Source organism: Aeromicrobium terrae, from assembly GCF_008039565.1.
Classification (GTDB): Bacteria; Actinomycetota; Actinomycetes; order Propionibacteriales; family Nocardioidaceae; genus Aeromicrobium; species Aeromicrobium terrae.
Genome location: NZ_VDUX01000001.1, coordinates 58300 through 81132, shown reverse-complemented (window position 1 = coordinate 81132; position 22833 = coordinate 58300). Strand labels below are relative to the sequence as shown.

Annotated in this window: 22 protein-coding genes, 1 tRNA gene and 1 other RNA gene; 10 read left to right on the top strand and 14 right to left on the bottom strand. The window is 71.0% G+C overall.

Features of this window, described 5'->3' with window-relative positions:
* Positions 1 to 21 precede the first annotated feature (21 nt).
* Positions 22 to 873: a 3-methyl-2-oxobutanoate hydroxymethyltransferase gene (panB, locus tag FHP06_RS00420; protein ID WP_147682729.1), complete on the top strand. Its 852-nt coding sequence runs from the start codon at positions 22 to 24 to the stop codon at positions 871 to 873.
* Between the two features lie 97 nt (positions 874 to 970).
* Positions 971 to 1846, top strand: a complete 876-nt coding sequence (locus FHP06_RS00415) for a glycoside hydrolase family 16 protein (protein ID WP_187271724.1) — start codon at positions 971 to 973, stop codon at positions 1844 to 1846.
* 3 nt (positions 1847 to 1849) lie between these two features.
* Here FHP06_RS00415 and FHP06_RS00410 read toward each other — a convergent pair whose 3' ends face one another.
* Together FHP06_RS00410 and FHP06_RS00405 are read right to left on the bottom strand one after the other, a co-directional pair.
* Positions 1850 to 2113, bottom strand: coding sequence for a hypothetical protein (locus FHP06_RS00410; protein WP_147682726.1), 264 nt, complete (start codon positions 2111 to 2113; stop codon positions 1850 to 1852).
* Positions 2110 to 2313, bottom strand: a complete 204-nt coding sequence (locus tag FHP06_RS00405; RefSeq protein ID WP_147682724.1) for a hypothetical protein — start codon at positions 2311 to 2313, stop codon at positions 2110 to 2112. The genes FHP06_RS00410 and FHP06_RS00405 overlap by 4 nt, the downstream gene beginning before the upstream one ends.
* Positions 2314 to 2340: 27 nt before the next feature.
* On the opposite strand from FHP06_RS00405, the gene map reads away from it, so the two are divergent.
* From map to FHP06_RS00385, 4 genes are all read left to right on the top strand, one after another.
* Positions 2341 to 3189, top strand: coding sequence for a type I methionyl aminopeptidase (map, locus tag FHP06_RS00400; RefSeq protein WP_147682722.1), 849 nt, complete (start codon positions 2341 to 2343; stop codon positions 3187 to 3189).
* A gap of 81 nt (positions 3190 to 3270) precedes the next feature.
* Positions 3271 to 4176, top strand: coding sequence for a glycoside hydrolase family 16 protein (locus tag FHP06_RS00395; RefSeq protein WP_147682720.1), 906 nt, complete (start codon positions 3271 to 3273; stop codon positions 4174 to 4176).
* A gap of 53 nt (positions 4177 to 4229) precedes the next feature.
* Complete coding sequence (locus tag FHP06_RS00390) at positions 4230 to 5126, top strand: glycoside hydrolase family 16 protein (RefSeq protein ID WP_147682718.1); 897 nt, start codon at positions 4230 to 4232, stop codon at positions 5124 to 5126.
* A 129-nt stretch (positions 5127 to 5255) separates the two neighbouring features.
* Complete coding sequence (locus FHP06_RS00385) at positions 5256 to 6140, top strand: glycoside hydrolase family 16 protein (protein ID WP_147682716.1); 885 nt, start codon at positions 5256 to 5258, stop codon at positions 6138 to 6140.
* On the opposite strand, the gene FHP06_RS00380 is transcribed toward FHP06_RS00385, so the two are convergent.
* The 3 genes from FHP06_RS00380 to rnpB all read right to left on the bottom strand — a co-directional run bounded on the left by FHP06_RS00380 (position 6119) and on the right by rnpB (position 8939).
* Positions 6119 to 6988: an alpha/beta fold hydrolase gene (locus FHP06_RS00380; protein WP_147682714.1), complete on the bottom strand. Its 870-nt coding sequence runs from the start codon at positions 6986 to 6988 to the stop codon at positions 6119 to 6121. The genes FHP06_RS00385 and FHP06_RS00380 overlap by 22 nt on opposite strands.
* A complete protein-coding gene (locus FHP06_RS00375; protein WP_147682712.1) occupies positions 6985 to 8466 on the bottom strand; it encodes an adenylate/guanylate cyclase domain-containing protein in 1482 nt (493 codons plus the stop codon). Before FHP06_RS00375 ends, FHP06_RS00380 begins: the two co-directional genes overlap by 4 nt.
* 81 nt (positions 8467 to 8547) lie before the next feature.
* Positions 8548 to 8939: RNase P RNA component class A (gene rnpB / locus FHP06_RS00370), an RNA gene on the bottom strand.
* Positions 8940 to 9155: 216 nt separating this feature from the next.
* On the opposite strand from rnpB, the gene FHP06_RS00365 reads away from it, so the two are divergent.
* The 3 genes from FHP06_RS00365 to FHP06_RS00355 are packed head-to-tail and all read left to right on the top strand — an operon-like array spanning position 9156 to position 11578.
* The gene (locus tag FHP06_RS00365) at positions 9156 to 9710 is read left to right on the top strand and encodes a TMEM165/GDT1 family protein (protein ID WP_147682710.1); all 555 of its coding nucleotides are present in this window, start codon (positions 9156 to 9158) and stop codon (positions 9708 to 9710) included.
* A gap of 13 nt (positions 9711 to 9723) precedes the next feature.
* Positions 9724 to 10794 carry an SLC13 family permease gene (locus tag FHP06_RS00360; protein WP_147682708.1) on the top strand — a complete coding sequence of 357 codons (1071 nt, stop codon included), beginning with the start codon at positions 9724 to 9726 and terminating at the stop codon, positions 10792 to 10794.
* A 19-nt stretch (positions 10795 to 10813) separates the two neighbouring features.
* Complete coding sequence (locus tag FHP06_RS00355; RefSeq protein WP_147682706.1) at positions 10814 to 11578, top strand: YaaA family protein; 765 nt, start codon at positions 10814 to 10816, stop codon at positions 11576 to 11578.
* On the opposite strand, the gene FHP06_RS15820 is transcribed toward FHP06_RS00355, so the two are convergent.
* The 9 genes from FHP06_RS15820 to FHP06_RS00315 all read right to left on the bottom strand — a co-directional run bounded on the left by FHP06_RS15820 (position 11575) and on the right by FHP06_RS00315 (position 19885).
* On the bottom strand, positions 11575 to 12687 hold the full coding sequence (locus FHP06_RS15820; protein ID WP_187271723.1) for a bifunctional RNase H/acid phosphatase: 1113 nt from the start codon (positions 12685 to 12687) through the stop codon (positions 11575 to 11577). The two genes, FHP06_RS00355 and FHP06_RS15820, sit on opposite strands and share 4 nt — an antisense overlap.
* The gene (locus tag FHP06_RS15815; RefSeq protein ID WP_230973354.1) at positions 12684 to 13460 is read right to left on the bottom strand and encodes a zinc ribbon domain-containing protein; all 777 of its coding nucleotides are present in this window, start codon (positions 13458 to 13460) and stop codon (positions 12684 to 12686) included. Before FHP06_RS15815 ends, FHP06_RS15820 begins: the two co-directional genes overlap by 4 nt.
* On the bottom strand, positions 13424 to 14560 hold the full coding sequence (locus tag FHP06_RS00345; RefSeq protein WP_147682704.1) for a Nif3-like dinuclear metal center hexameric protein: 1137 nt from the start codon (positions 14558 to 14560) through the stop codon (positions 13424 to 13426). The genes FHP06_RS15815 and FHP06_RS00345 overlap by 37 nt, the downstream gene beginning before the upstream one ends.
* A 13-nt stretch (positions 14561 to 14573) precedes the next feature.
* Entirely contained in the window at positions 14574 to 16685 is a 2112-nt protein-coding gene (locus FHP06_RS00340; RefSeq protein WP_147682702.1) for a RecQ family ATP-dependent DNA helicase, read from the bottom strand.
* 52 nt (positions 16686 to 16737) lie between these two features.
* Positions 16738 to 17703, bottom strand: coding sequence for an NAD(P)H-dependent flavin oxidoreductase (locus FHP06_RS00335; protein WP_147682699.1), 966 nt, complete (start codon positions 17701 to 17703; stop codon positions 16738 to 16740).
* Between the two features lie 13 nt (positions 17704 to 17716).
* Positions 17717 to 18769 carry an LPXTG cell wall anchor domain-containing protein gene (locus FHP06_RS00330; protein ID WP_147682698.1) on the bottom strand — a complete coding sequence of 351 codons (1053 nt, stop codon included), beginning with the start codon at positions 18767 to 18769 and terminating at the stop codon, positions 17717 to 17719.
* Between the two features lie 44 nt (positions 18770 to 18813).
* Positions 18814 to 18887 (bottom strand) — tRNA-Val (locus tag FHP06_RS00325).
* Between the two features lie 156 nt (positions 18888 to 19043).
* Positions 19044 to 19502, bottom strand: a complete 459-nt coding sequence (locus FHP06_RS00320) for a peroxiredoxin (RefSeq protein WP_147682696.1) — start codon at positions 19500 to 19502, stop codon at positions 19044 to 19046.
* Positions 19499 to 19885 (bottom strand): DUF3052 domain-containing protein, encoded by a 387-nt coding sequence (locus tag FHP06_RS00315; RefSeq protein WP_147682694.1) that lies wholly within the window; start codon positions 19883 to 19885, stop codon positions 19499 to 19501. Before FHP06_RS00315 ends, FHP06_RS00320 begins: the two co-directional genes overlap by 4 nt.
* Before the next feature lie 121 nt (positions 19886 to 20006).
* Here FHP06_RS00315 and aceE point away from each other — a divergent pair, with 121 nt between their 5' ends.
* A complete protein-coding gene (aceE, locus tag FHP06_RS00310; protein ID WP_147682693.1) occupies positions 20007 to 22766 on the top strand; it encodes a pyruvate dehydrogenase (acetyl-transferring), homodimeric type in 2760 nt (919 codons plus the stop codon).
* The last annotated feature ends 67 nt before the right edge of the window (positions 22767 to 22833 follow it).

Sequence of the window (22833 nt, the reverse complement as noted above, 5' to 3'; positions counted from 1 at the left end):
TGCGAGATCGGAGATCGCATCATGACCGAGGAGACCGCTCCTTACGGTTCGGGGCCGACGACGTCGCCCGACGTCAAGCGCGTCCGCACCCACCACCTGCGGCAGTGGAAGAACGAGGGCCAGAAGTGGCCCATGCTCACCGCCTACGACCAGTACGCCGCGCAGGTCTTCGACGAGGCCGGCATCCCCGTCCTGCTCGTCGGTGACTCCGCGTCCAACAACGTGTTCGGCAACGAGACGTCCCTGCCCGTCACCGTCGACGAGCTCATCCCGCTCGTCCGTGCCGTGACCCGCTCTGCCCACCGCGCCCTCGTGGTGGCCGACCTGCCCTTCGGCTCCTACCAGGGCTCGCCGCAGCAGGCCTTCGACACCGCCGTGGGGTTCATGAAGGAGGCCAACGCCCACGCCGTGAAGCTGGAGGGCGGGCTGCCGATGGTGCCCCAGGTGCAGCTGCTCACCGACGCGGGCATCCCGGTGATGGCGCACATCGGCTTCACCCCGCAGTCCGAGCACAACCTCGGCGGCTACCGGGTCCAGGGTCGCGGCGACGCCGCCCAGCGCATGGTCGACGAAGCGGTCGCCCTGCAGGACGCGGGGGCGTTCGCGGTGGTCATGGAGATGGTCCCGTCGCCCGTCGCGGCGGAGGTGACCAAGGCGCTCGACATCCCCACCATCGGCATCGGCGCCGGGCCCGACTGCGACGCCCAGGTGCTCGTCTGGCAGGACATGATGGGCCTGCGCACCGGCAAGGCGCCGCGGTTCGTGAAGCGCTACGCCGACCTGCACGGCACGATGCTCGACGCGGCCCGCACCTACGCCGAGGACGTCGCCACCGGCGCCTTCCCCGCCCCAGAACACACGTTCGACAGCTGACGGGGCCGTCGGCACGTTCCCACACGCCCGCCCGGCGATGCGCCATGATGTCGGTTCCGGCCGGCAACCTGTCGGCTTCCAGGGGAGGACCCTCGTCATGCGTCGTCTCGTCGCGCTCTCGACCCTTCTGCTCGCTGCCCTCTGCCTCGCCGGACTCCCCACCACGGGGGCGTCGGCCGACGTGTCCTCCCGGGCGTGCGGCTGGAAGAAGTACCACAAGGCCGACGGCTCGCTGTGGCAGTGCGCGTTCGCCGAGAACTTCGGCGGCTCCCGGCTGAACACCTCGCGCTGGCGGGTCCACGAGGCGGCCAAGAGCGGCGCGATGCCGGGTCACGCATGCTGGAGCGACACCCGCGACAACGTGCGGGTGTCCGGCGGCGCCCTCCGGCTGACGGTCCGGAAGACGTCGGCGCCGTTCGTCTGCCACAGCCTTTACGGCGACTTCACCACGCAGTACACGGGCGGCTCGATCAGCACGTGGGACAGCCTCACGCCCACCTATGGACGGTTCGAGATCCGCGCGAAGATGCCCACCGCCAAGGTGGCCGGCATCCACAGCGCGATCTGGCTGTTCCCCGTCAGCTCCACGTACGGACCGTGGCCGGCGTCCGGCGAGATCGACATCGCCGAGTACTACACGAAGTACCCGGACCGGGCGATCCCGTACCTGCACTACACGTCGGCGTCGTCGTCCCCGGTGACGAACACCCAGTGCATGATCCGCAACCCGCGGAACTATCACACGTACACCGCCGAGTGGACGCCCGGACGCATCGTCATCTCCTACGACGGGGTGCCGTGCCTGGTCCACCAGATCAAGGCGGCGTCACCACTGACGGGCTCCGCGCCGTTCGACCAGCCGTTCTACCTGATCCTCAGCCAGGCGCTGGGCATCGGGCAGAACCCGTTCGACCCGGCCACGACGCCGCTGCCGCAGACGATGATCGTCGACCGGGTGCGCGTCTGGCAGTAGTCGTCAGACGTGCCAGTCGAGGAGACCCACCCCGACGGCGTTGACCCCGACCCACGTCACCAGGGCGAACAGCGGGATCCACGTGCACCATGACGGCTTCGTGCGCGCCCACGACCGCACCAGCGGGATGTACGCCGCGACGACCGCCACGTGGAGCAGGACGCCCCACCACGGCGCGTAGATGACCGTGGAGATCGCCAGCCACAGCACGACGAACAGGCCGGCGACGGCGATCCACGGCCCGGACCGGTCGAGGTTGAGCCTCATCGGAGCTTGGGACCGGACCCCGGGCCCTCGTCGTTCCAGTTCGGGTCGTTGTCCCACTCCTGATTGCGCTCCTCGACCTTCTCGAGGGCACGGGCCGCCTCGTCCTCCGACGGGTACGGCCCGAGCCGGTCGGCGGGACGGCACCCGTCCGGACCCTCGACGGCGTGATGCTTGAGGCAGAAGTAGAACGAGTCGGCCATGCGTTCATCCTGCCGTAGGATTCCGCGGTGGCCACCGTGACCGCAGGACGAGTGTCGCCGACCCGGACGGTCCCGGAGCACGTCGACCGCCCCGAGTACGTCGGCCAGGTCGCACCGCTCCCCTACCGCGGACCCCGCGTGCGGGACGCCGAGACCATCGCCGCCATGCGGGTGGCCGGCCGGCTCGCGGCCCAGGCGCTCGACGCCGTCGAGGCGGCCATCGCCCCCGGCGTCACCACCGACGAGCTCGACCGCGTCGGCCACGAGTTCCTCGTCGCGCACGACGCCTACCCGTCGACCCTCGGCTACCGGGGCTTCCCGAAGTCCTTGTGCAGCAGCGTCAACGAGGTCATCTGCCACGGCATCCCCGACGACCGCCCGCTCGAGGACGGCGACATCGTCAACATCGACATCACGGCCTACATCGGCGAGGTCCACGGCGACACCAACAAGACCTACTGCGTCGGCGACGTCGACGAGGAGTCCCGGCTGCTCGTCGAGCGCACCCACGAGGCGATGATGCGCGGCATCGCCGCCGTCCGGCCGGGGCGGCGGATCAACGTCATCGGCCGCGTCATCGAGGCGTACGCCGGCCGGTTCGGCTATGGCGTCGTGCGCGAGTTCACCGGCCACGGCGTCGGACCGGCCTTCCACGACGGCCTGATCGTGCCGCACGTCGACGACCCGGACGCCGACGACCTGATCCAGGAGGGCATGACCTTCACGATCGAGCCCATGCTGACGCTCGGCACGACCGACTGGGACCTGTGGGACGACGGCTGGACGGCGACGACGCGCGACCGGTCCCGGACCGCGCAGTTCGAGCACACCCTGCTCGTCACCGCCGACGGGACCGAGATCCTCACGCTTCCGTAAAAGGTAGTTACATCCTGCACGCATCTCTGGCAGACTGTCCGGACCTGACGGGGGATCCGTCTGAACAAGGAGCGTCTGTTCATGAAGCATCACGTGCGGATGCTCCTTCTTGCTGCGCTGGTGGTGGCGGTCGGTTCCATCGCCATCCAGGCGCCCGGCACGGCGGCCACCAAGACGAAGCCGGCGGCTCCCAGCTGTGGTGCCAAGGTGCTCAAGTCCAGCGGCAAGGCGTGGACCTGCCGGTTCGCCGACGAGTTCAGTGGCACGAAGCTGGACGGCACCAAGTGGTCGGTCCAGCAGACCTCCGTGAGCGGTCACAGCGGCAACAAGGCCGACTGCTGGGTGAGCAGCCCGAACAACGTCGCCGTCGCCAACGGCACGCTGCGGCTCACGTCGCGCGAGGAGTCCAAGCCGATCGTCTGCAAGGCTCCCCGCGGGCACTACACGACCAAGTACACCTCCGGGTCGGTCACCACCTGGGGCAAGTTCGCCCAGACCTACGGCCGGTGGCAGATCCGGGCGAAGTTCCCGAACGCCGACGTCACGGGCTCGCACAGCGCCCTGTGGCTGTTCCCACGCGACCAGGCCTACGGAGAGTGGCCGCAGTCGGGCGAGATCGACATCGCCGAGTACTACACCCGCGCCCCCGACCGGGTGATCCCCGTCATCCACTACAACGCCGTGGGCCGCGCCAACCGCAGCCGCACGAACAAGAAGTGCATGGTGGCCGACGCGTGGAACTGGCACGTCTACACCGCCGAGTGGACGCCGGGCCGGATCCGGATCTGGATCGACAAGGAGCTCTGCGTCGATCACTCGATCCGCTCGCGCCGGCCGCACTCGAGCACGGCGCCGTTCGACCAGCCGTTCGCCACGTACCTCACGCAGTCCCTGGGCGTCGGCCGGAACCGGTTCCGCGACGTCGGCCGGTACGCCACCCCGCTCCCGGTGCGCACCGAGGTCGACTACGTCCACGTCTGGTCGTGACCTGACCCCTCCCTCCGCCATCATGGCTGGCAACCAGGGGAAGAGGGAGACTCATGAAGCGCACTGCTGCGCTCGTGCTGGCGACGGTGCTGGTCACGAGCCTGTCCACCATGCAGGCAGCCGAGGCCGGCAAGCCGGCCAAGCCCGATCCGGCACCGAAGGCGCCGAGCTGCGGGGCCAAGGTCGCGAAGGACACAGGCAAGCCGTGGACGTGCACGTTCGCCGACGAGTTCGACGGCTCGAGCCTGGACTCCCGCCGGTGGGTGCCGCAGACCACCGCGTCCGGCGCGCCCAGCCTCGCGGGTGACTGCTGGGTCGACAGCCCGAACAACGTCGCGGTCGCGAACGGCACGCTGCGCCTGACGTCACGCCGCGAGGCCGCCCCGTTCACGTGCCCGAGCCCGCTGTTCGGCGCCTACACCACGCAGTACACGTCGGGCTCGGTGACGACGCGCGGGACGTTCGACCAGACCTACGGCCGCTGGGAGATCCGGGCGAAGTTCCCGAACGCCACGGTCACCGGCTCGCACTCCGCCCTCTGGCTGTACCCGAAGTACGCCACCTACGGAGCGTGGCCCCGCTCGGGCGAGATCGACATCGCCGAGTTCTACACGACCTACCCGGACCGGGTGATCCCGTTCATCCACTACGAGGAGGCCGTGGACGACGGCAGCTACACGAACACGCGCTGCATGGTCGCGGACCCGTCGCGGTTCCACACGTACACGCTGGTCTGGACGACACGGAAGATCACGATCTCCATCGACGGCGCCACCTGCGTCGACCACACGATCGACGCGGCCGACCCGCTGACCGGCGCCGCGCCGTTCGACCAGCCGTTCGTCACCTACCTCACGCAGTCCCTGGGGGTCGGCCAGAACGCGTTCAACGCGTCCGTGACCCCGCTCCCGCTGACCACCGAGGTCGACTGGGTGCACGTCTGGTCCTGACCTGCGCTGCTGACGGGTGACCCCCGGCTTCTGCCATCGTTGGGGCCTGCAACGTCGTCGTCCGGACCGAATGGGAGTCGGTCCGGGGGTGAAGCGGCGACGTCGCGACAGCGACAAGAGGGAGCAACGATGAAGCGCACGAGTGCGCTGCTACTGGCGTCTGCCCTGGTAGCGGCCTTGACGACATTCACCACCACCGCACCCGCCGCGGCCGACGGTCCGTCCTGCGGCGCCACCGTCCTCAAGGACGACGGGACACCGTGGGTCTGCACGTTCGCCGACGAGTTCGACGGCAACGCGCTCGACCGGACCAAATGGACCCCCCAGGAGACGGGGGTCGGGGGTCTCAGCGGCGGCGGCACCGACTGCTGGGTCGACAACCCGAACACGATCGCAGTCAACGCCGGCACGCTGAAGCTGACGTCGCGGCAGTACCCCTGGCCGATCCTGTGCAAGAACCCGCGCGGCGGCAACTACGTCACGCAGTACATCTCCGGCTCGGTGACCACGCGTGGAGCGTTCGAGCAGACCTACGGGCGCTGGGAGATCCGGGCCAAGTTCGGCAACGCGCAGGCCACGACCGGCACGCAGAGCGCGCTCTGGCTGTACCCGAGCAAGCACACGTACGGTGACTGGCCGGCATCGGGCGAGATCGACATCGCCGAGTACTACTCGAAGTACACGGACCGGGCGATCCCGGTGATCCACTACAACCGGGCCGACACCGAGGACAAGTCGCACACCGACTACCGCTGCCTGATCTGGCAGCCGTGGCAGTTCCACACGTACACGCTGGTGTGGACGCCGACGGACATCGTGATCTCGATCGACGGCCAGGAGTGCATCGACCACAAGATCAGCGCCGCCGCGCCGTTGACCGGGTCCGCTCCGTTCGACCAGCCGTTCGTCACGAACCTGACGCAGACGCTCGGCATGGGCCAGAACCCGTTCGACCCGGCGACGACGCCGCTGCCGCAGCAGACCCAGGTCGACTACGTCCGCGTCTGGTCCTGACCGGACGCGGCCGCCGGCCGCGACGCCCGACGATCCAGCCAGCTGCGCATGAGTCGCGCAGTCTGGTCTGGGTCGTCGAGCATCGGGATGTGCCCGACGCCTGACAGGACGTGGGACTCCGCGTGCGGCACGGCCTGGCGCCAGAGCGGCTCCTCGTTCACCTTCGGCGTGAACCGGTCCAGCTCGCCCCACGCCAGCATGAACGGGACCGTCACCGCGGGCGTCGGCTCGAGCCGGAAGGCCGAGAAGCCAGGGAGCAGGTTGTCCCAGTCGCCGTTCGCACTGTTGCGCCGGAGGGCGATGGCCTCGCGGGCCGAGATCCGGTCGCCGTGCTCGAGCACGGCGCGCAGTGCGACACGTCTGAGGCGCGGGATCGAGAGCGCGACCGGGACGAGCAGTCGCTGGAGCCACGACAGGTCGTTGAGCATCTCGAAGTGCTTCACCAGCCGCTGGGTCTGCTCCTGGTTCGACCCCCCGGCAGGGCAGATGGCGAGCACGCTGCGCGCCCTCCCCGCCCGGGCGACCCCGAGCGCCGCCAGACCGCCCAGGGAGCACCCGACGACGTGAGCGGACTCGAGCCCGACCCGGTCCATCTCCTCGACGACACCACGCGTGAGGTCGTCGAGCACGATGGGGCCGGGCAGCGGGTTCCCGCCGTCCCAGCCGGCCAGGGTCGGCGCCAGGATCTCGAACCCGTCCAGGTGCGGAAGCACGTGCTGCCACTTGCTCCACGGATTGGCGCCCATGTGAAGGAGGACCAGCGGCTCCCCCGACCCGACGTGCAGCGTCCGGCGACCCTCGGGAGTCACCTCGACGAAGCGGGTGAGCCCCTTCCTGCCCGACGTCATGGGACGCGGACGCCCCGGTCGGTGGCGTTCGCCAGCTTGGCCATCGCGCGCATCAGGCGAGGCGCGCGGCGCGCCGCGTGCACGGCGACCTTGTCCATCGGCGTCTGGAGCGACTCGGTCGGCGGGATGACGCTGGGGCTGCTCGCGTGGTCGAAGCGGTACAGGTCCCACACGTCCGGGAGTCCCTCGAGCCGCTTGGTGCCGATCGACTCGAACTGCAGGCCCGACCCCACCACCAGGTCGCGGACCGTGCGCGAGACGTACACCTCCCCCGGACCCGCGGCCGCCATGACGCGGGCGCCGACGTGCACGTTGAGACCGGTCGCGTTCGCGACCTCACGCTGCAGCTCGCCCGCGTGCACGCCACAGCGCACCCGGAGTCCCGCGGCGCTCGCCTCGCGCACGATGCGCTCGGCGCAGCGGACCGCGGTGCTCGGCATGTCGAGCAGGCTGAACGTCCCGTCGCCGCTGATGTTCACGACCTGCCCGTCAGCCTCGGCCACGGCCGCCCGCACGGCGTGCTCGTGGGCCGTCCGCACGCGCTGGTACTCCTCGTCGCCGATCTCCGTCAGGAGCTGCGTCGACGACACGACGTCGGTGAAGAGGACCGTGCCGAAGAACCGGCTGTCCTCGGCGACCTTCTTGGGACCCAGGCCGAGCTCGAGGAGGTGCATGACGACCGGGTAGTACGCCTCCCCGATCGACGACCCGGGCGCCGGGACCGGCATGACGTGCAGGCTGGCGTTCGGCATCTCCGCGACCATGCGCTCGGCCCAGGACAGCGGGCTCACGCCCTGGTCCTGGATCAGGACCCGGGTGGGCGCCGCGATGGAGGGCAGGAGGTGCGTGTAGTCGAGCCCCGCGGACCACTCCCAGTGTGCTCGCGCCTCGGCCGGGGACATCGAGCTGCGCTCCAGCATGCCCATGAGCCGGCGGTTGTTCGCGGAGCGCATCTCCGCGTTCCACATGTCCATGGTCCGGCCGCGTCCCCAGTTGGCGACGACGCGGTCGACCACGTCCGCCATGTGCTCGATCTCGGCCTGGTCGGCCCACGGGTCGTCGCAGGACCCGTCGATCGGCTGCGGGAACGGCAGCCACAGGCACAGGCCGGTCACCCGCTCGGGATAACGCGCGGCCACCATCGCCGCCGGCCCGCAGGCACTGCCCGGAGCGCCGATCACGGCGCGGCGCATCCCGGCCGCGTCCATGACCGCGATGATGTCGTCGGCCTGCTGCTCGATCGTCGGCACGTAGTCGACGCGATCGGACAGGCCCAGGCCGCGACGCTGGAAGAGGGCGAGGCGGCCGTTGCGCGCCACCGCGCCCAGGTTCGCCTCGGTGTGGGGGTCAGCCCACAACAGGTCCAGGTGCATGATCTCGCTGCCGTAGTACACGAAGTCTCCGGGCCCGGTCCCGAACACCTGGTAAGCGAGACCCGCACCCTCACGATCGATGTATCTCGTGTCCGGGGGAGTCACGGGTCCATCGTGTCGCCAATCGCACTGATCAGGGTGGATTTTGCAGCAGAACGCGCCGAGACGGTGGGACGAGGCGTGGGGCGAATGAGCCGGCCTGTAAGCCGGATTCTGTCCTCACCTGGGGTGAGGGGCGGCCATCCATCTGGGACGCCCATTGCTGGACGCCTCGGTGCGACCTACCCGCTGACATCGGACGAGCAGCCCGTCAGCGCAGGCCCCGCGGACGAGGCCCTCTTGGTCTTGCTCCCGGTGGGGTTTACCGAGCCACACCGGTCACCCGGCGTGCTGGTGAGCTCTTACCTCACCGTTTCACCCTTACCCGCACCCCCGGCTCGAGAGCTGGGGGCCGCTGGCGGTCTGTTCTCTGTGGCACTGTCCCGCACGTCGCCGTGGGTGGCTGTTGGCCACCACCGTGCTCGGTGGAGTCCGGACTTTCCTCGACAGTCACCTGCCGCGGCCGCCCGGCCGACTCATTCGCCCGACCAGTGTAGGGCGTGGCGCCGTCCGGTAGGCTGGACCGACGAAAGGGAGTAGTCCCCAACGGCTGCGTCGACATACTGAGCCCCCGGGCTCCGGTGCAGCAGGCCAGGAACCTCTGGCGGACGAGACTTTCGACCGATGTGTCCACCACACATCCCGGTCGAGGTCTCCCCACAGGCTCTTCGTCCGGGTGACGAGGAGCCTTTCGCATGAGCGCCGTCCTGCTGAGCGCCGCCGTGATCTTCATCGCCGAGCTCGGCGACAAGAGCCAGCTGATGTGCATGACGTTCGCGACCCGCTACCGGGCGCGCACCGTCGTGATCGGTGCCGTCGCGGCGTCGGCCGTGCTCGACCTCGCGTCCGCGCTCGCCGGCGACGTGATCGGCGACGCCCTCCCCCGCGACGGCGTGCGGATCGCGTCGGGCATCGTCTTCCTGCTGTTCGCGCTGCTGGCGCTGCGCGAGGGCCAGATCGACGAGGACGAGGCGCGGCCGGTGGCCAAGGGCGGCCGGGCCGTGCTGGTCGTGGCGATCGCGTTCGCCCTCTCCGAGCTCGGCGACAAGACGATGGTCACCACCATGACGTTGTCGACGCAGTACTCATGGCCGGCGGTCTGGGCCGGTGCCACGCTGGCCATGGCCGCGTCGATCGTGCTCGCCGTGCTCGTGGGTCGCGCCCTGCTGCGGGTCGTGCCGCTGCGGATCGTGCACCTCGTCTCGGCCGGCCTGTTCGCGGCCGTCGGTGTGGTTCTGCTCATTGGATAGATAGGTTCGCCGGATGAGCCACGACCTGATCTCCCTGACGGAGGTCGTCGGCTTCCTCGTCGCGATCATGGTGCTGGCCCGCGCCTGCGACGACGAGGGCGTGTTCCGGGCCTGGGGAGCCGCTGTCGCCGCTCGGTCGTCGCACTCGGCGCCGCGCCGGCTCGCGCTCGCGATCGCGCTGGCGGCGGCCGTCACCACCGTGCTGAGCCTCGACGCCACCGTCGTGCTCCTCGCCCCGGTCCTGCTCGTCGCCGCCCGCGGTGCGCGCCGGCCGACGGCGCTGGCGGCGGTCAGGCTCGCCAACACCGGGTCGACCCTGCTGCCGGTCTCCAACCTGACGAACCTGCTGGTGTTCGCGGGCACGGGCCTCGGCTTCGTGGAGTTCGCCTGGCTCATGCTCCCGGTCTGGCTGGTCGGCGTGGCGGCAGAGTACCTGGTGCTGCGCCTCTGGTTCCGCCGCGACCTCGACGACACCGCGGCGATCGAGCCGGCCACCAGCATCGCGGTGCCGCTGTTCCCGAGCGCCGTCGTGCTCGTCGTCCTGCTCGGCCTGGCCACGGGCGCGACGCCCTGGGTCCCGGCCGCCGCCGGCGCCGTCCTCGTCGGCGGCTACGCGCTCTCCCGCCGGACCACCACCTGGCCGGACCTCCTCGAGGCCGCCAACCTCAAGCTCGCGGCCCTCGTCCTGATCTGGTGCGCCGTGGTGGTGTGGTTGGGCGACACCAGAGCGGGCGACTGGGTGGGCGACCTCCTGCCGGCCGGCGACTCCTGGGGCGCGCTCGTCGGCATCGCCCTGATCGCCATGGTGGTGGCGAACGCCGTCAACAACCTGCCGGCGACGCTCCTGCTCGGGCCCGCCGCGGTCGCCGCGGGCCCGGTCGCGGCACTCGCGCTGCTCGTCGGCGTCAACGTCGGCGCCAACCTCACCGGCATCGGGTCGCTGGCGAACCTGCTGTGGCACCGGTCGGGCATGCGCGCCACGGTCTCGTGGCGCACGTTCCACGCCGTCGGCCTGGCCACCACGCCGGTCCTCGTCGTGCTGTGCACCTCGGTGCTCTGGGCCTGGACCTCGCTCGTCCGCTGACCGTCGGTAGTCTCGCCGCGTGCTGATCCTGCTGCCGCCGTCGGAGGGCAAGACCTCACCGGCGACAGGGGAACCGCTCCGGCTCGACGCCCTCGACCTGCCGGCGCTGAACCCGACCCGCGAACGCGTGCTGCGCTCCCTCGTCGCCGTGTGCCAGGGCAACGCGACCCGGGCGATGAAGCGGCTCGGCCTCGGCCCGACGCAGGCCGACGCCGTCGAGCGCAACGCCGCACTGCTCGAGCAGCCCGCGGCCCGCGCCGACGAGGTCTACACCGGCGTCCTCTTCGAGGCGTGGGACCCGTCGACCCTCTCCCGCGCGGTGCGGCGGCGTGCCGACGAGACCGTGGCGATCGCCAGCGCGCTGTTCGGTCTGGTGCGCCCGAGCGACGCCATCCCGGCGTACCGGTTGTCCGGCACCGTCACGCTCCCCCGCCTCGGCCCGGTGGCCGGGCTCTGGCGCCCGAAGCTCGGCCCGGTCCTCGACGGCCTGGTCGGCCACGGGCTGCTCGTCGACCTGCGGTCCGGCACGTACGTCAACCTGCACAAGCCCGCCGGTGCGCTGGCCGAGCGCACGGCCACGGTGCGGGTGCTGCACGAGCGCGACGGAAAGCGCAGCGTCGTCAGCCACTTCAACAAGGCCACCAAGGGCCGCGTCGTGCGAGCCCTCCTCGAGCAGGACGTCCGGGCCCGGTCCATCGACGAGCTGCGCGAGGCGCTCGGCGACCTCGGCTGGACGGTCGAGCGCGACGGGCGCCGCCTGGACGTCGTCGTCAGCGAGCTCTAGTCAGGAACGACCGAGAACTCCTGGATCACCGGGTGGCCGTCCGGCCACCACTGCACCGTGGTGATGGACGCCGGTGACAGCTCGAAGCGGTGGATGACGTCCACGGACGCGTCGAGGGCGAGGCGGACCATCATCTTGATCGGCGTCACGTGGCTGACCACGACGACCGTTTTCCCCTCGTGCTCGCGCAGCAGGTCGTCGCGGGCCTCGCGGACGCGCTCGTAGACCGAGTCCATCGACTCGCCGCCCGGCGGCGCCACGGACGGCGACTCCAGCCACCGGCTCATCTGGTCGGGCCAGCGCTCCAGGACCTCGCCGAAGCCGTAGCCGTCCCAGTCGCCGAAGGCCATCTCGGTGAAGCGCGGCTCGATCCCCACGTCCAGACCCAGCTGGTCGGCGACCACGGCGGCCGTCTCGCGGGTCCGCTGCATCGGCGAGGAGAGGATCGCGTCGATCGGACCGCGGCGGGCGATGTGCGCAGCGGCGCGGGCGGCCTGCTCGCGACCCAGGTCGGTGAGGCCGGGGTCGGCGCCCCCGTGGCCGCTGAACAGCTTGCTCACGGTGTGCTCGGTGACCCCGTGCCGCAGCAGCATCACGGTGGTGGGCGTCTGCTGCCCCCGGCTCCGCCACGTGCGGCCGATGCGCTCGGCTGCTGTGTCATCTCGCCGCCCAGGGCCCGGCACCCCTGCCGCCACGGTCTTGCCATCAAGGGCCTGGTTCACGAGCGTGTCGGCGGCCTTGTTCTCCGCCCGCGGGACCCAGGTCCAGGTGATCGGCACCGAGACCAGGCGCTGCGCCTGCATCGCCAGCGGCTTCATGTCGGCGTGCTTGATCTTCCAGCGGCCGGCCATCTGCTCGACGACGAGCTTGGAGTCCATGCGGACCTCGATCTCGACGCCGGGCGCGACCTCGGCGGCCATCTCCAGCCCGGCGATGAGGCCGCGGTACTCCGCGACGTTGTTGGTGGCGATGCCGATGGTCTCGCCGCGCTGGGCGAGCACCTGGCCGGTGTCGGCGTCACGCACGAGGGCGCCGTACGCAGCAGGGCCCGGGTTCCCCCGTGATCCGCCGTCCGCCTCGATGACGACGCGACGCGGCTGGTCCGTCACAGCCCCGACTCGGCGGTGCGGACCAGGATCCGGCTGCACTCGGGGCAGCGGAGCACCTCGTTCTCGGGCTTCGTGGCGATCTCGCGGAGGTCGGCGCCGTTGAGCTCGAGGCGGCAGCCCTCGCAGCGTCGGGACCGCAGGGCGGCGGCCGCGAGTCCGCCGTACTGGTCGCGCACCTTGGCGTACAGCTCGAGCAGGTCGTCCGGCACCTGGCCGGCGATCTCCTCGCGCTCCCGGCTGACAGTGGCGGCCTCGGCGTCGATCGCCTCGACCGCGGCGTCGCGGGCGGCGATGACCTGCTCGAGATCGACGCGGACCGCGTCCAGGTCGGCCGTGATCGCCGTCAGCCGCGTCTGCGCGTTCTCGAGCTGTTCCATCACCTCGAGCTCCTCGTCCTCGAGCGTCGAGATCCGGCGCTCCAGGGCGCCCAGCTCGTGCTGCAGGGACTCCAGGTCCTTCGGGTTCGTGATGGCTCCAGAGCTCATCCGTTCCTCGTCGCGAGTGCGCCGGGCCTTCACCTGCTCGACCTCGGCATCGGCCTTCGACTGCGCCCGCGTGAGGTCGCTGACCTCGGTCTCGACCTCGATCCGCCGGCCGTCGAGCTCGGACGCCTGGGCCGTGAGCTCCTCGATGCGAGCCAGCTCCGGCAGCGAGGACCGCCGGTGCGCGAGCTGGGCGAGCGTCGAGTCGTGGGCCTGCAGGTCGAGCAGGGTCTGCTGGGCGATCGGGTCGGCGTTCAGCGTGGGCTCCTCGGCGGGACGACATGGGTCCACGGGTCGGTGACGGTCGTGGAGACTCTCGTCTCCACCGTATCGTCACAGCGCTCGGCCAGCGCCCGCGCGGCGACCGGCAGCCAGGTCCACTCCGCCGCCCAGTGCGGCACGTCGACGACGGCGCAAGAGCCCGGCCGCTCCCGGTGCTCGCTCACCGGGTGGTGGCGCAGGTCGGAGGTCACGTAGACGTCGGCGCCCGCGGCGTCGGCCGCGCCCAGCAGGAAGTCGCCGGACCCGCCGCACAGGGCGACGGTGCGGACGACGGCGTCGAGGTCGCCAGCCACACGCGTGGCGCTGGCATGGGCGGGCAGGCTCTCGGCGACGTGCTCCGCGAACGCGGCGAGCGACATCGGCTCGGGCAGCGTCCCGAGTCGGCCGCTCCCCCGGTCGACGACGTCGGCGGCCATCTCCACGACCTCGTGCGCCACCTCCTCGTACGGATGCGCCTCGCGCATGGCTGCGCGGATGGTCTCCCGGAGCGGCCGGGGCGCGACCAGGCGCAGCATCATCTCGTCGACGGCCTCGTCCGAGCCGACCGAGCCGATCGCCGGGTCAGCGCCCTCCAGCGGCCGGAACCGGCCGGTGCCCGGGGTCATGAACGCCGCGCGATCGTAGTCGCCGATGTCGCCGGCACCGGCCGCCCACATCGCCTCGGCCACGTCGCTCGCGGCGTCGGCCGGGACGTAGACGGTCCAGCTGTCGGTGGCGTCGGGGTCGGCGTCCAGCGGCCGCACGTCGACCAAGCCGAGCGCCAGCGCCATGGACTCCGACACCCCGAGCGGCGGGCTGTCGGCGTTCGTGTGGCAGGTGTGCAGCGCGACGCCGTGGGCGGCGAGGGTGTGGACCACCCGGCCCTTGGGCGTGGTGGCCGCCACCGACGTGACGCCCTTCAAGAACAACGGGTGGTGGGTGACCAGGAGGTCGGCGCCCCAGGCGACGGCCTCGTCGACCACCGCCTGCACGGGGTCGACGGCGAACAGGACCTTGCGGACCTCGGCGTCCGGGTCGCCCACGACCGTGCCGACGGCGTCCCACTCGTGCGCCCACCGCGGGTCGTAGAGGGCGTCGAGCACGGCCACGACGTCGCGCAGGGTTGACATGGGCCGAGCGTAGTCAGCCGACCGCTGCGAGGGCGAACGGCAGCACGGCATCGGCGCCGGCTAGCCTCAGCTCGCGCGCCGCGACCGTGAGCGTCCAGCGCGAGTCGACGAGGTCGTCGACGAGCAGCAGCGGCCCGGTGGTCTCAGCCACTGATGCGGCCAGCTCCGGGCCCACGGCGAACCGGCCCCACACGCCGGCGAGTCGGTAGGCGCTGTTGCCGCCCGACGTCTGGTCCGGCGCGCCGTCGGCGAGGTCGAGCCGCCCCAGCAGCGGCAGCCGACCGAGCCGGGCGATGCCCTCGGCCAGCGACGTCACCAGCTGCGGCCTGGAGACCGACGGCATGACGACCACACCGACCGGGCGCTCCGCCCACGGCCAGTCGCGCAGCGACCGGGCGCTGGCCGTCAGGAGCTCGTCGCTGACCGGACCGTCGGGAACGCCGGGCGCGAACAGCTCGCGCAGCGGTCCGCCCCAGCCGAGGTCGGTGAGCCGGGCCACTACTCGCCCGGTCTCCGGGCGCTCCCCCGGCGGGATCTTGCCGCGGACGTCGACGCCCAGCCGGTCGGCACCTTGCGGCCACTGGGCCCGCGGCTCGACGGGGACGCCGACCCGGTCGAGGGCTCCCGTCGCGGCCGCGACCGAGTCGGCCCGGGCCTCGGTCGGGTACCAGGGACCGGCGCAGACGTCGCACCGTCCGCACGGCTCGGCCGTGGGGTCGTCGAGCTGGCGCTGCAGGAGCTCCATCCGGCACGTCCCGCCGCGTTCGTAGGCGAGCATCGCCTCCTGCTCCGCCTCCCGGGCCGCGGCGATGCGCTCGTACCGCTCCTCGTCGTACTCCCACGGCTGACCCGTGGCCACCCATCCACCCTGGACGCGACGCACCGAGCCGTCCACGTCGAGCACCTTGAGCAGCAGCTCGAGCGGCGTGCGCCGGATGTCGACGCGGGTCTCGAGTGCCGTGGTCGACAGCGGCTCGGTGCCGAGGGCCCCGAGCACAGCCGCCGCCTTGGACGGGCTGGGCATGGAGGCTGTGGCGAAGTAGTGCCAGATGTCCGCGTCCTCGTGACCGGGCAGCAGGAGGACGTCGGCGGACTCGGTGGCGCGGCCCGCACGGCCGACCTGCTGGTAGTACGCCACCGGCGACGACGGGGCGCCGAGGTGGACGACGAAGCCGAGGTCGGGCTTGTCGAACCCCATGCCGAGCGCACTGGTGGCGACGAGGGCCTTCAGCTCGTTGGTCTTGAGCGCCTCCTCGAGGCGGACGCGCTCGTCCGGGTCGGTGCGTCCGGTGTACGCGCTCACCGCGTGACCAGCCTCGGCGAGCAGGCGCGCGGTGTCCTCGGCCGCCGAGACGGTGAGCGTGTAGATGATCCCGCTGCCGGGGAGGTCGGTCAGGTGGTCGAGCAGCCACCCGAGCCGCTCGCGCGACGTGGGCAGCGTGAGGCAGCCGAGGCGCAGCGACGTGCGCGCCAGCGAGCCGCGCAGGGTCAGCACGTCGCCGCCGAGCTGCTCCGCGACGTCGGTGACCACCCGGGCGTTGGCGGTGGCGGTGGTGGCCAGCACCGGGACGCCCTCGGGCATCGAGTCGACGAGGTCGGCGAGCCGCCGGTAGTCGGGGCGGAAGTCGTGGCCCCAGTCGGAGATGCAGTGCGCCTCGTCGACGACGAGCAGGCCGGTGCGCTGTCGCAGCTCGGGCAGCTGCTCCTCGCGGAACCGCGGGTTGGTGAGCCGCTCGGGCGAGACGAGCAGGACGTCGACGTCGTCGGCGGCCAGGCGCGCCCGGACGTCGTCCCACTCGTGCGCGTTGGCGGAGTTGATGGCCACCGCCCGCACCCCGGCCCGCTCCGCCGCCGCCACCTGGTCGCGCATGAGGGCGATCAGCGGCGAGACCAGCAACGTGGGCCCGGCCCCCTGCGCCCGCAGCAAGGACGTGGCGATGAAGTACACCGCCGACTTCCCCCAGCCGGTCCGCTGCACCACGAGGGCGCGCCGGTGCTCGTCGACCAGGGCGCTGATCGCCTCCAGCTGCCCCTCGTGGAAGGTGGCGTCGTCCCTCGCCGTCAGGCGGCGCAGGACCTCCAGCGCTCGCGTGGCGGTGTCGGACTCGGTGGCGGGGATGCTCATCGCCTCATCGTGTCAGCGGGTGCGGACATCCGCGTCGCGCCGTCCACAACGCCTACGGGGTCAGGGCGCGGACCAGGTCGCCTGCTGGGACGAGGTCACGGATCCGGGCGACGGTCTCGCCCGCGTAGAGGGCGCCGGTGCGCAGCATGCGCTCCGGAGAACCGGCCACCGGCGGACGTGGGCTGAGCAGGGGCGACCTGGCGGAGACACGGTGCGCGAGGGAGGCCTGGACCGCGAACGGCACGTGGCGCCGGACCGGCACCACCGACGCCTGCACGCCGCTGACCCAGCCGGGCACGCGGTCGTCGCCCCGCCGCTCGAGCCAGTGGGCCGTGGCGTCGTTCGGCAGCACCCGGTGGGTGGCGTTCGGCCACCCGAGCCCGAAGAGGTCCGTGAGGATCGTCGTGCTGCCGTCGACCAGCCGCCCCTTGTACCCCTCGTGGGCCGCCGACTCCTCCGACATCAGGAAGCGCGTCCCGAGCACCGCCGCCACTGCTCCGGCCTCGAGTGCGCCCTGCACGTCGGCGCGGTCCGCGATCCCGCCGGCGAGGAACAGCGGGTAGCCGTCGGGCAATGCTGCCCGGACCTGGTCGAACAGCTCGAGCGCCGGGGTCGCCCCGCGGACGTGCCCGCCGGCCTCCACCCCCTGCACCATGACCCCGTCGGCGCCCGCCGCGTGGGCCGCCCGTGCCTCGTCGACGCTCCCGCACTGGTGCATCCACGGCCCGTCGGTGCGACGACGTGGCCGGCCCCAGAACGTGACGACCAGGTCGGCACCGCTTGCGGCCCGCCAGTGGGCCCGCCGCGCGAACGGCAGCAGAAGATTGACCGCGATCGGTCGCCTCGTCAGCCGCCGGACTTCGGCGAGGCCACGCTCGAGCACCTCCGGTGCGGTCGTCGCCAGGGTGCCGAGTCCGCCGGCCTCCGAGACGGCCGCGGCCAGCTCCGGTCCGACGACACCGCCACCCATGCCCGCCTGGACGACGGGGACGTCGACGCCGAGCCGCTCGAGGAGCATGGCCCGACCGTACTCAGGTCAGGCGTCGACGGACGACGAGGCAACCCCCGACCAGCAGCGCGAGAGCAATCCCGAGAACGACGGGCGTCATCGACGAGCCGGTGTCCGGCAGAACCCCGCTGCTGTCGGAGATGTCGGCCGCCGGCCCGCTGCTGTCGGACACTCCGGGGTCGTCGGGGTCCCCCGGCGGGTCGGGACACGCCTCGGCGCCGCCGTTGGCGACGGTGTCGTACTCGTAGTCGACGCGGTTCGTCCAAGTCTGGCTCCTGGCGCCGCCCGGAAGCTCGTATCCCGTCCCGGCGGTCGCCGTCACCGACGACCCGTCGTCGGCCCGGGTGTACGTGATCCCAGCGGTGTCGGCCGGGACGTTGAGCACGTCGTCGCCACAGGTCTGCGCCGGGACGACGGTCGGAGGCGTCGGTGTCACCTCCACGATGCACGTGCCCGGGTCGGTCAGCGTGACCTCGAACGTCGCGTGCGTGTCGTCGACCTTGGTCCACCCCGCGGGGACGGTGTCGAAGCGGTACGTCATGTCGCTCGTGGCGACGGCCGTCGCGGTGACCAGATGCGTCGCGTCGTCGTAGTCGTAGGTGACGTGGTCGGGGCCGGTCGCGAAGGTCACGACCGGGTCCGAGTGCTCACCGGGCCCGGAACACTGCGCCTGGGTCACGGTCGGGTCCTGGGGCGTCACGGAGGAGACGCACGCATCCACCGAGATGGTCTTGGTGAACGTGGCACCCGTGGTGCCGTCGGGGTCGTCCGACGAGGTGACCTGCACCTTCCACGTGACGTCGATGGTCGGGTCGGCGGAGTACGACCCGCTGAAGCCCTCGAAGAAGCCCGCGGCGATGAAGACCGAGTCGTTGATGTAGAGCACGACCGTGCTGGGGTTCCCGCTGTTGTAGCCGGACAGCTCGACCGTCAGCTTGTTCCCGTCGGGCGTGCACTCCGCCGAGATGTTCGCGGTGGCGGCTCCTGCGGGCGAGGCGACGGCGAGGAGACCCGCCCCCACCAGGGTGAACACCGTCAGGACCGCGGCCAGGACCCCCCGAGATTCGATGCGCATGGCAACCAAATCTAGGCGACAGCCGCCCCTCTTGTCTGCAGCGGTGGGCGAAGACGGGTTCGAACCGCCGACCTTCCGGGTGTAAACCGGATGCTCTGACCAGCTGAGCTATTCGCCCCAGGAACCAGGGAACCCTACCGCAGCCCCACGGCCCGGAACCCCACGCAGAAAGACCGCGACCGCCAGGGTCTCGGGTCCCGGGCGGTCGCGGCAGGCTTATCAAAGCGCATCCGCCGGGGCAGTCGCGTGATTTTGCAGAAACCTTCAGCCGAGTTCAGGCGATTTCCGCGAGGGCAGTGCTGTACGCCACAAAGTCCCGGGCTTCACCGATGCCGTGTGCAACCTTCCAGCGCACGATCCCGTCCCGGTCGACGATGTACGTGCCCCGCTCGGCGGCTCCGGCCTGCTCGTTGAAGATGCCGTAGGCGCGAGCCACCTCGCCGTGCGGCCAGAAGTCGCTGAGCACGGAGAAGGTGAGACCCTCCTGGTCCGCGAAGGCCCGGTTCGAGAACATGTGGTCGCACGAGACGGCGACGACCTCGACCCCGTCGGCCTCGAAGCCGGACAGGTTGTCGCGGATCTCGCAGAGCTCGCCGGTGCAGATGCCACTGAACGCGAACGGGAAGAACACCAGCACCACGATCTTCTCGCCGCGGAACGACGAGAGCGTGACGTCCTGCCCGTGCTGGTTGCGGAGCGTGAAGTCCGGAGCGACGTCGCCGACGTCCGTCATCGGCGATGAGCGGTGAGCTTGGTGGCCGACCACTCGTCCGACGCCGACGACGTCGTGGTGGTGGACAGCCCGGCGACCGGAGCGGCCTCGGCGATGTCGGCGCCGGAGACGTACCCGTCGCGGCCCACCTTCGGGGTGAACAGCCACACGGACCCGCCCTCGGCGAGGTCCTGCAGGGAGTCGACGAGCGCGTCCACGAGGTCACCGTCGCCGTCGCGCCACCAGAGGATCACGCCGTCGACGACGTCACCGACGTCCCCGTCGACGAGGGTGTTCCCGCAGGTGGTCTCGATGGCCGTGCGGAGCTCGTCGTCGACGTCCTCGTCCCAGCCGAGCTCCTGGATGACGGTGTCGGGGCGAAAGCCCAACCGGCCGGCGTCCAACGGTCCTCCTCGTGGTGTCGTGGCTACCGAAAAGTAGCCTCGGCTGCGCTGTTGCCGGTCTCACAGTAGCGAATGCCACGTGGAAGTATGGAGGAGTCCACAAGACGCGTCAGGAGTCACCATGCCCACAGGCTCGAGCGGCGATCGCCCATCAGTCATCCACGAGGGACTGCCTACGCAGCTCCCCGACATCGATCCCGAGGAGACGGCCGAATGGGTCGGCTCGCTCGACGAGATGGTCGACGAGCGCGGACGAGCCCGTGCGCGCTACGTGATGCTGAGGCTGCTCGAGCGGGCCCGTGAGCAGAACGTCGGCGTCCCGGCGCTCCGCAGCACGGACTTCATCAACACGATCCCCCCGGAGCGCGAGCCGTGGTTCCCCGGCAACGAGGCCATCGAGCGCCGCATCCGGGCGTTCATCCGGTGGAACGCCGCCGTCATGGTGTCGCGCGCCAACCGGCCCGGCCTGGGCGTCGGCGGCCACATCGCCACCTACCAGTCGGCCGCCAGCCTGTACGAGGTCGGCTTCAACCACTTCTTCCGCGGCCGGAGCCACCCCGGCGGTGGCGACCAGATCTACTTCCAGGGCCACGCGGCTCCCGGCATCTACGCCCGCTCGTACCTCGAGGGCCGCCTCACCGAGCAGCAGCTCGACCGGTTCCGCCAGGAGCGCTCGCACGGTGCCGGCGAGGGTCTGTCGTCGTACCCGCACCCGCGGCTGATGCCCGACTACTGGGAGTTCCCCACGGTCTCGATGGGCCTGGCCGCCATCAACTCGATCTACCAGGCGCGGTTCAACCGGTACCTCCACGCCCGTGGCATCAAGGACACCAGCGAGCAGCGCGTCTGGGCGTTCCTCGGCGACGGCGAGATGGGTGAGCCGGAGTCGCTCGGCGCCATCGGTCTGGCCGCGCGCGAGGAGCTCGACAACCTCACGTTCGTCATCAACTGCAACCTGCAGCAGCTCGACGGACCCGTCCGCGGCAACGGCAAGATCATCCAGGAGCTGGAGTCGTTCTTCCGCGGCGCCGGCTGGAACGTCATCAAGGTGGTCTGGGGCCGCGAGTGGGACGACCTGCTCGCCCGCGACACCGACGGCGTCCTCGTCAACCAGATGAACCGCACCCCCGACGGCGAGTTCCAGACGCTGTCCGTGGAGTCCGGCGCCTACAACCGCGAGCACTTCTTCGGGCCGGACCCGCGGCTCACGAAGATGGTCGAGCACCTCACCGACGAGCAGATCGAGCGCCTCCCCCGCGGCGGCCACGACTACCGGAAGGTCTACTCGGCCTTCGACGCCGCCGTGAAGCACACCGGCCAGCCGACCGTGATCCTCGCGCACACGATCAAGGGCTGGCTGCTGGAGTCGTTCCAGGGCCGCAACGCCACGCACCAGATGAAGAAGCTCACCAAGGACGACCTCAAGGGCTTCCGCGACCGCCTGTACATCCCGATCTCCGACGAGCAGATCGACGGCGACGACCTCGCGCCCTTCTACAACCCGGGCAACGACAGCGAGGAGATCCAGTACATGAAGGCGCGCCGGGACGCCCTCGGCGGATCGATCCCCCGGCGCAAGGTCGACCCGACTCCGGTGAAGCTGCCGGGAGACGACGTGTACTCCGCCCTCAAGCAGGGCTCGGGCAAGCAGCAGATCGCCACGACGATGGCGTTCGTCCGCCTGCTCCGCGACCTCATGAAGGACCCGGAGGTCGGCCCGCGCATCGTGCCCATCGCGCCGGACGAGTACCGCACGTTCGGCATGGACTCGATGTTCCCGTCGGCGAAGATCTACAGCCCGCACGGCCAGACGTACGACTCGGTCGACCGCAAGCTGCTGCTGGCGTACAAGGAGTCCACGGAGGGCCAGCTGCTGCACGAGGGCATCAGCGAGGCCGGCGCCATGGCGTCGGCGATCGCTGCCGGCAGCGCGTACGCCACCCACGACGAGCCGATGATCCCGGTCTACCTCTTCTACTCGATGTTCGGCTTCCAGCGGACGGCCGACTCGATCTGGGCGATGGCCGACCAGCTCGCGCGCGGGTTCCTCATCGGCGCCACCGCCGGCCGCACCACGCTCACCGGCGAGGGTCTGCAGCACGCCGACGGACACTCGCCGCTGATCGCGCAGACCAACCCGGCGGTCGTCCACTACGACCCGGCCTACGGCTTCGAGATCAGCCACATCGTCAAGGACGGCCTGCGTCGCATGTACGGCTCGTCCGACGAGCACCCGCACGGCGAGGACGTCATCTACTACCTCACCGTCTACAACGAGCCGATCAGCCAGCCGGTGGAGCCGGACGAGCTCGACGTCGAGAGCCTGCTCAAGGGCGCCTACCTGTTCCGGAAGGCGACCGGTGGCACGATCAACGCCCGGATCATGGCGTCCGGCGTCGCGGTGCCGTGGGCGCTCAAGGCTCAGGAGATGCTGGCGGAGAACTACGACGTCGCTGCCGACGTGTGGTCGGTGACGTCGTGGAACGAGATCGCCCGCGACGCCGTCAACGCCGAGCGGTGGAACCTGAACCACCCGGGCGAGTACACGCAGGTCCCGTGGATCACCACGGCCCTGATGGATCGCAGCGCCGCCACCGTCGCCGTGAGCGACTACATGCGCGCCGTGCCCGACCAGATCGCTCGCTGGGTTCCCGGTCCGTGGCAGTCGCTCGGCACCGACGGCTTCGGCTTCGCCGACACGCGCGCGGCCGCCCGCCGCGCGTTCCAGGTCGACGCGGAGTCGATCGTCGTCGCGGTGCTGCAGACGCTCGCGCAGCACTCGCACGTCGAGCCGTCCGTCGTGCGCCAGGCGTTCACGGACCTGAAGATCGACGATCCCACCGCCACCGCGGGCATCGCGCAGGAGGGCGGCGACGCCTGACACTGTCAGGTTCGTCACGGCGTCTCACCAGTTCAGGGAACCCTCAGTCGTACCTCCTAGGATGTGG

What these genes read in the sequence shown, in the direction of transcription:
- panB (WP_147682729.1), top strand. Translation starts at nt 22, where the DNA reads ATGACCGAGGAGACCGCTCCTTACGGTTCGGGGCCGACGACGTCGCCC.
- FHP06_RS00415 (WP_187271724.1), top strand. Translation starts at nt 971, where the DNA reads ATGCGTCGTCTCGTCGCGCTCTCGACCCTTCTGCTCGCTGCCCTCTGC.
- FHP06_RS00410 (WP_147682726.1), bottom strand. Translation starts at nt 2,113, where the DNA reads ATGAGGCTCAACCTCGACCGGTCCGGGCCGTGGATCGCCGTCGCCGGC.
- FHP06_RS00405 (WP_147682724.1), bottom strand. Translation starts at nt 2,313, where the DNA reads ATGGCCGACTCGTTCTACTTCTGCCTCAAGCATCACGCCGTCGAGGGT.
- FHP06_RS00395 (WP_147682720.1), top strand. Translation starts at nt 3,271, where the DNA reads ATGAAGCATCACGTGCGGATGCTCCTTCTTGCTGCGCTGGTGGTGGCG.
- FHP06_RS00390 (WP_147682718.1), top strand. Translation starts at nt 4,230, where the DNA reads ATGAAGCGCACTGCTGCGCTCGTGCTGGCGACGGTGCTGGTCACGAGC.
- FHP06_RS00385 (WP_147682716.1), top strand. Translation starts at nt 5,256, where the DNA reads ATGAAGCGCACGAGTGCGCTGCTACTGGCGTCTGCCCTGGTAGCGGCC.
- FHP06_RS00380 (WP_147682714.1), bottom strand. Translation starts at nt 6,988, where the DNA reads ATGACGTCGGGCAGGAAGGGGCTCACCCGCTTCGTCGAGGTGACTCCC.
- FHP06_RS00365 (WP_147682710.1), top strand. Translation starts at nt 9,156, where the DNA reads ATGAGCGCCGTCCTGCTGAGCGCCGCCGTGATCTTCATCGCCGAGCTC.
- FHP06_RS00360 (WP_147682708.1), top strand. Translation starts at nt 9,724, where the DNA reads ATGAGCCACGACCTGATCTCCCTGACGGAGGTCGTCGGCTTCCTCGTC.
- FHP06_RS00345 (WP_147682704.1), bottom strand. Translation starts at nt 14,560, where the DNA reads ATGTCAACCCTGCGCGACGTCGTGGCCGTGCTCGACGCCCTCTACGAC.
- FHP06_RS00340 (WP_147682702.1), bottom strand. Translation starts at nt 16,685, where the DNA reads ATGAGCATCCCCGCCACCGAGTCCGACACCGCCACGCGAGCGCTGGAG.
- FHP06_RS00335 (WP_147682699.1), bottom strand. Translation starts at nt 17,703, where the DNA reads ATGCTCCTCGAGCGGCTCGGCGTCGACGTCCCCGTCGTCCAGGCGGGC.
- FHP06_RS00330 (WP_147682698.1), bottom strand. Translation starts at nt 18,769, where the DNA reads ATGCGCATCGAATCTCGGGGGGTCCTGGCCGCGGTCCTGACGGTGTTC.
- FHP06_RS00320 (WP_147682696.1), bottom strand. Translation starts at nt 19,502, where the DNA reads ATGACGGACGTCGGCGACGTCGCTCCGGACTTCACGCTCCGCAACCAG.
- aceE (WP_147682693.1), top strand. Translation starts at nt 20,007, where the DNA reads ATGCCCACAGGCTCGAGCGGCGATCGCCCATCAGTCATCCACGAGGGA.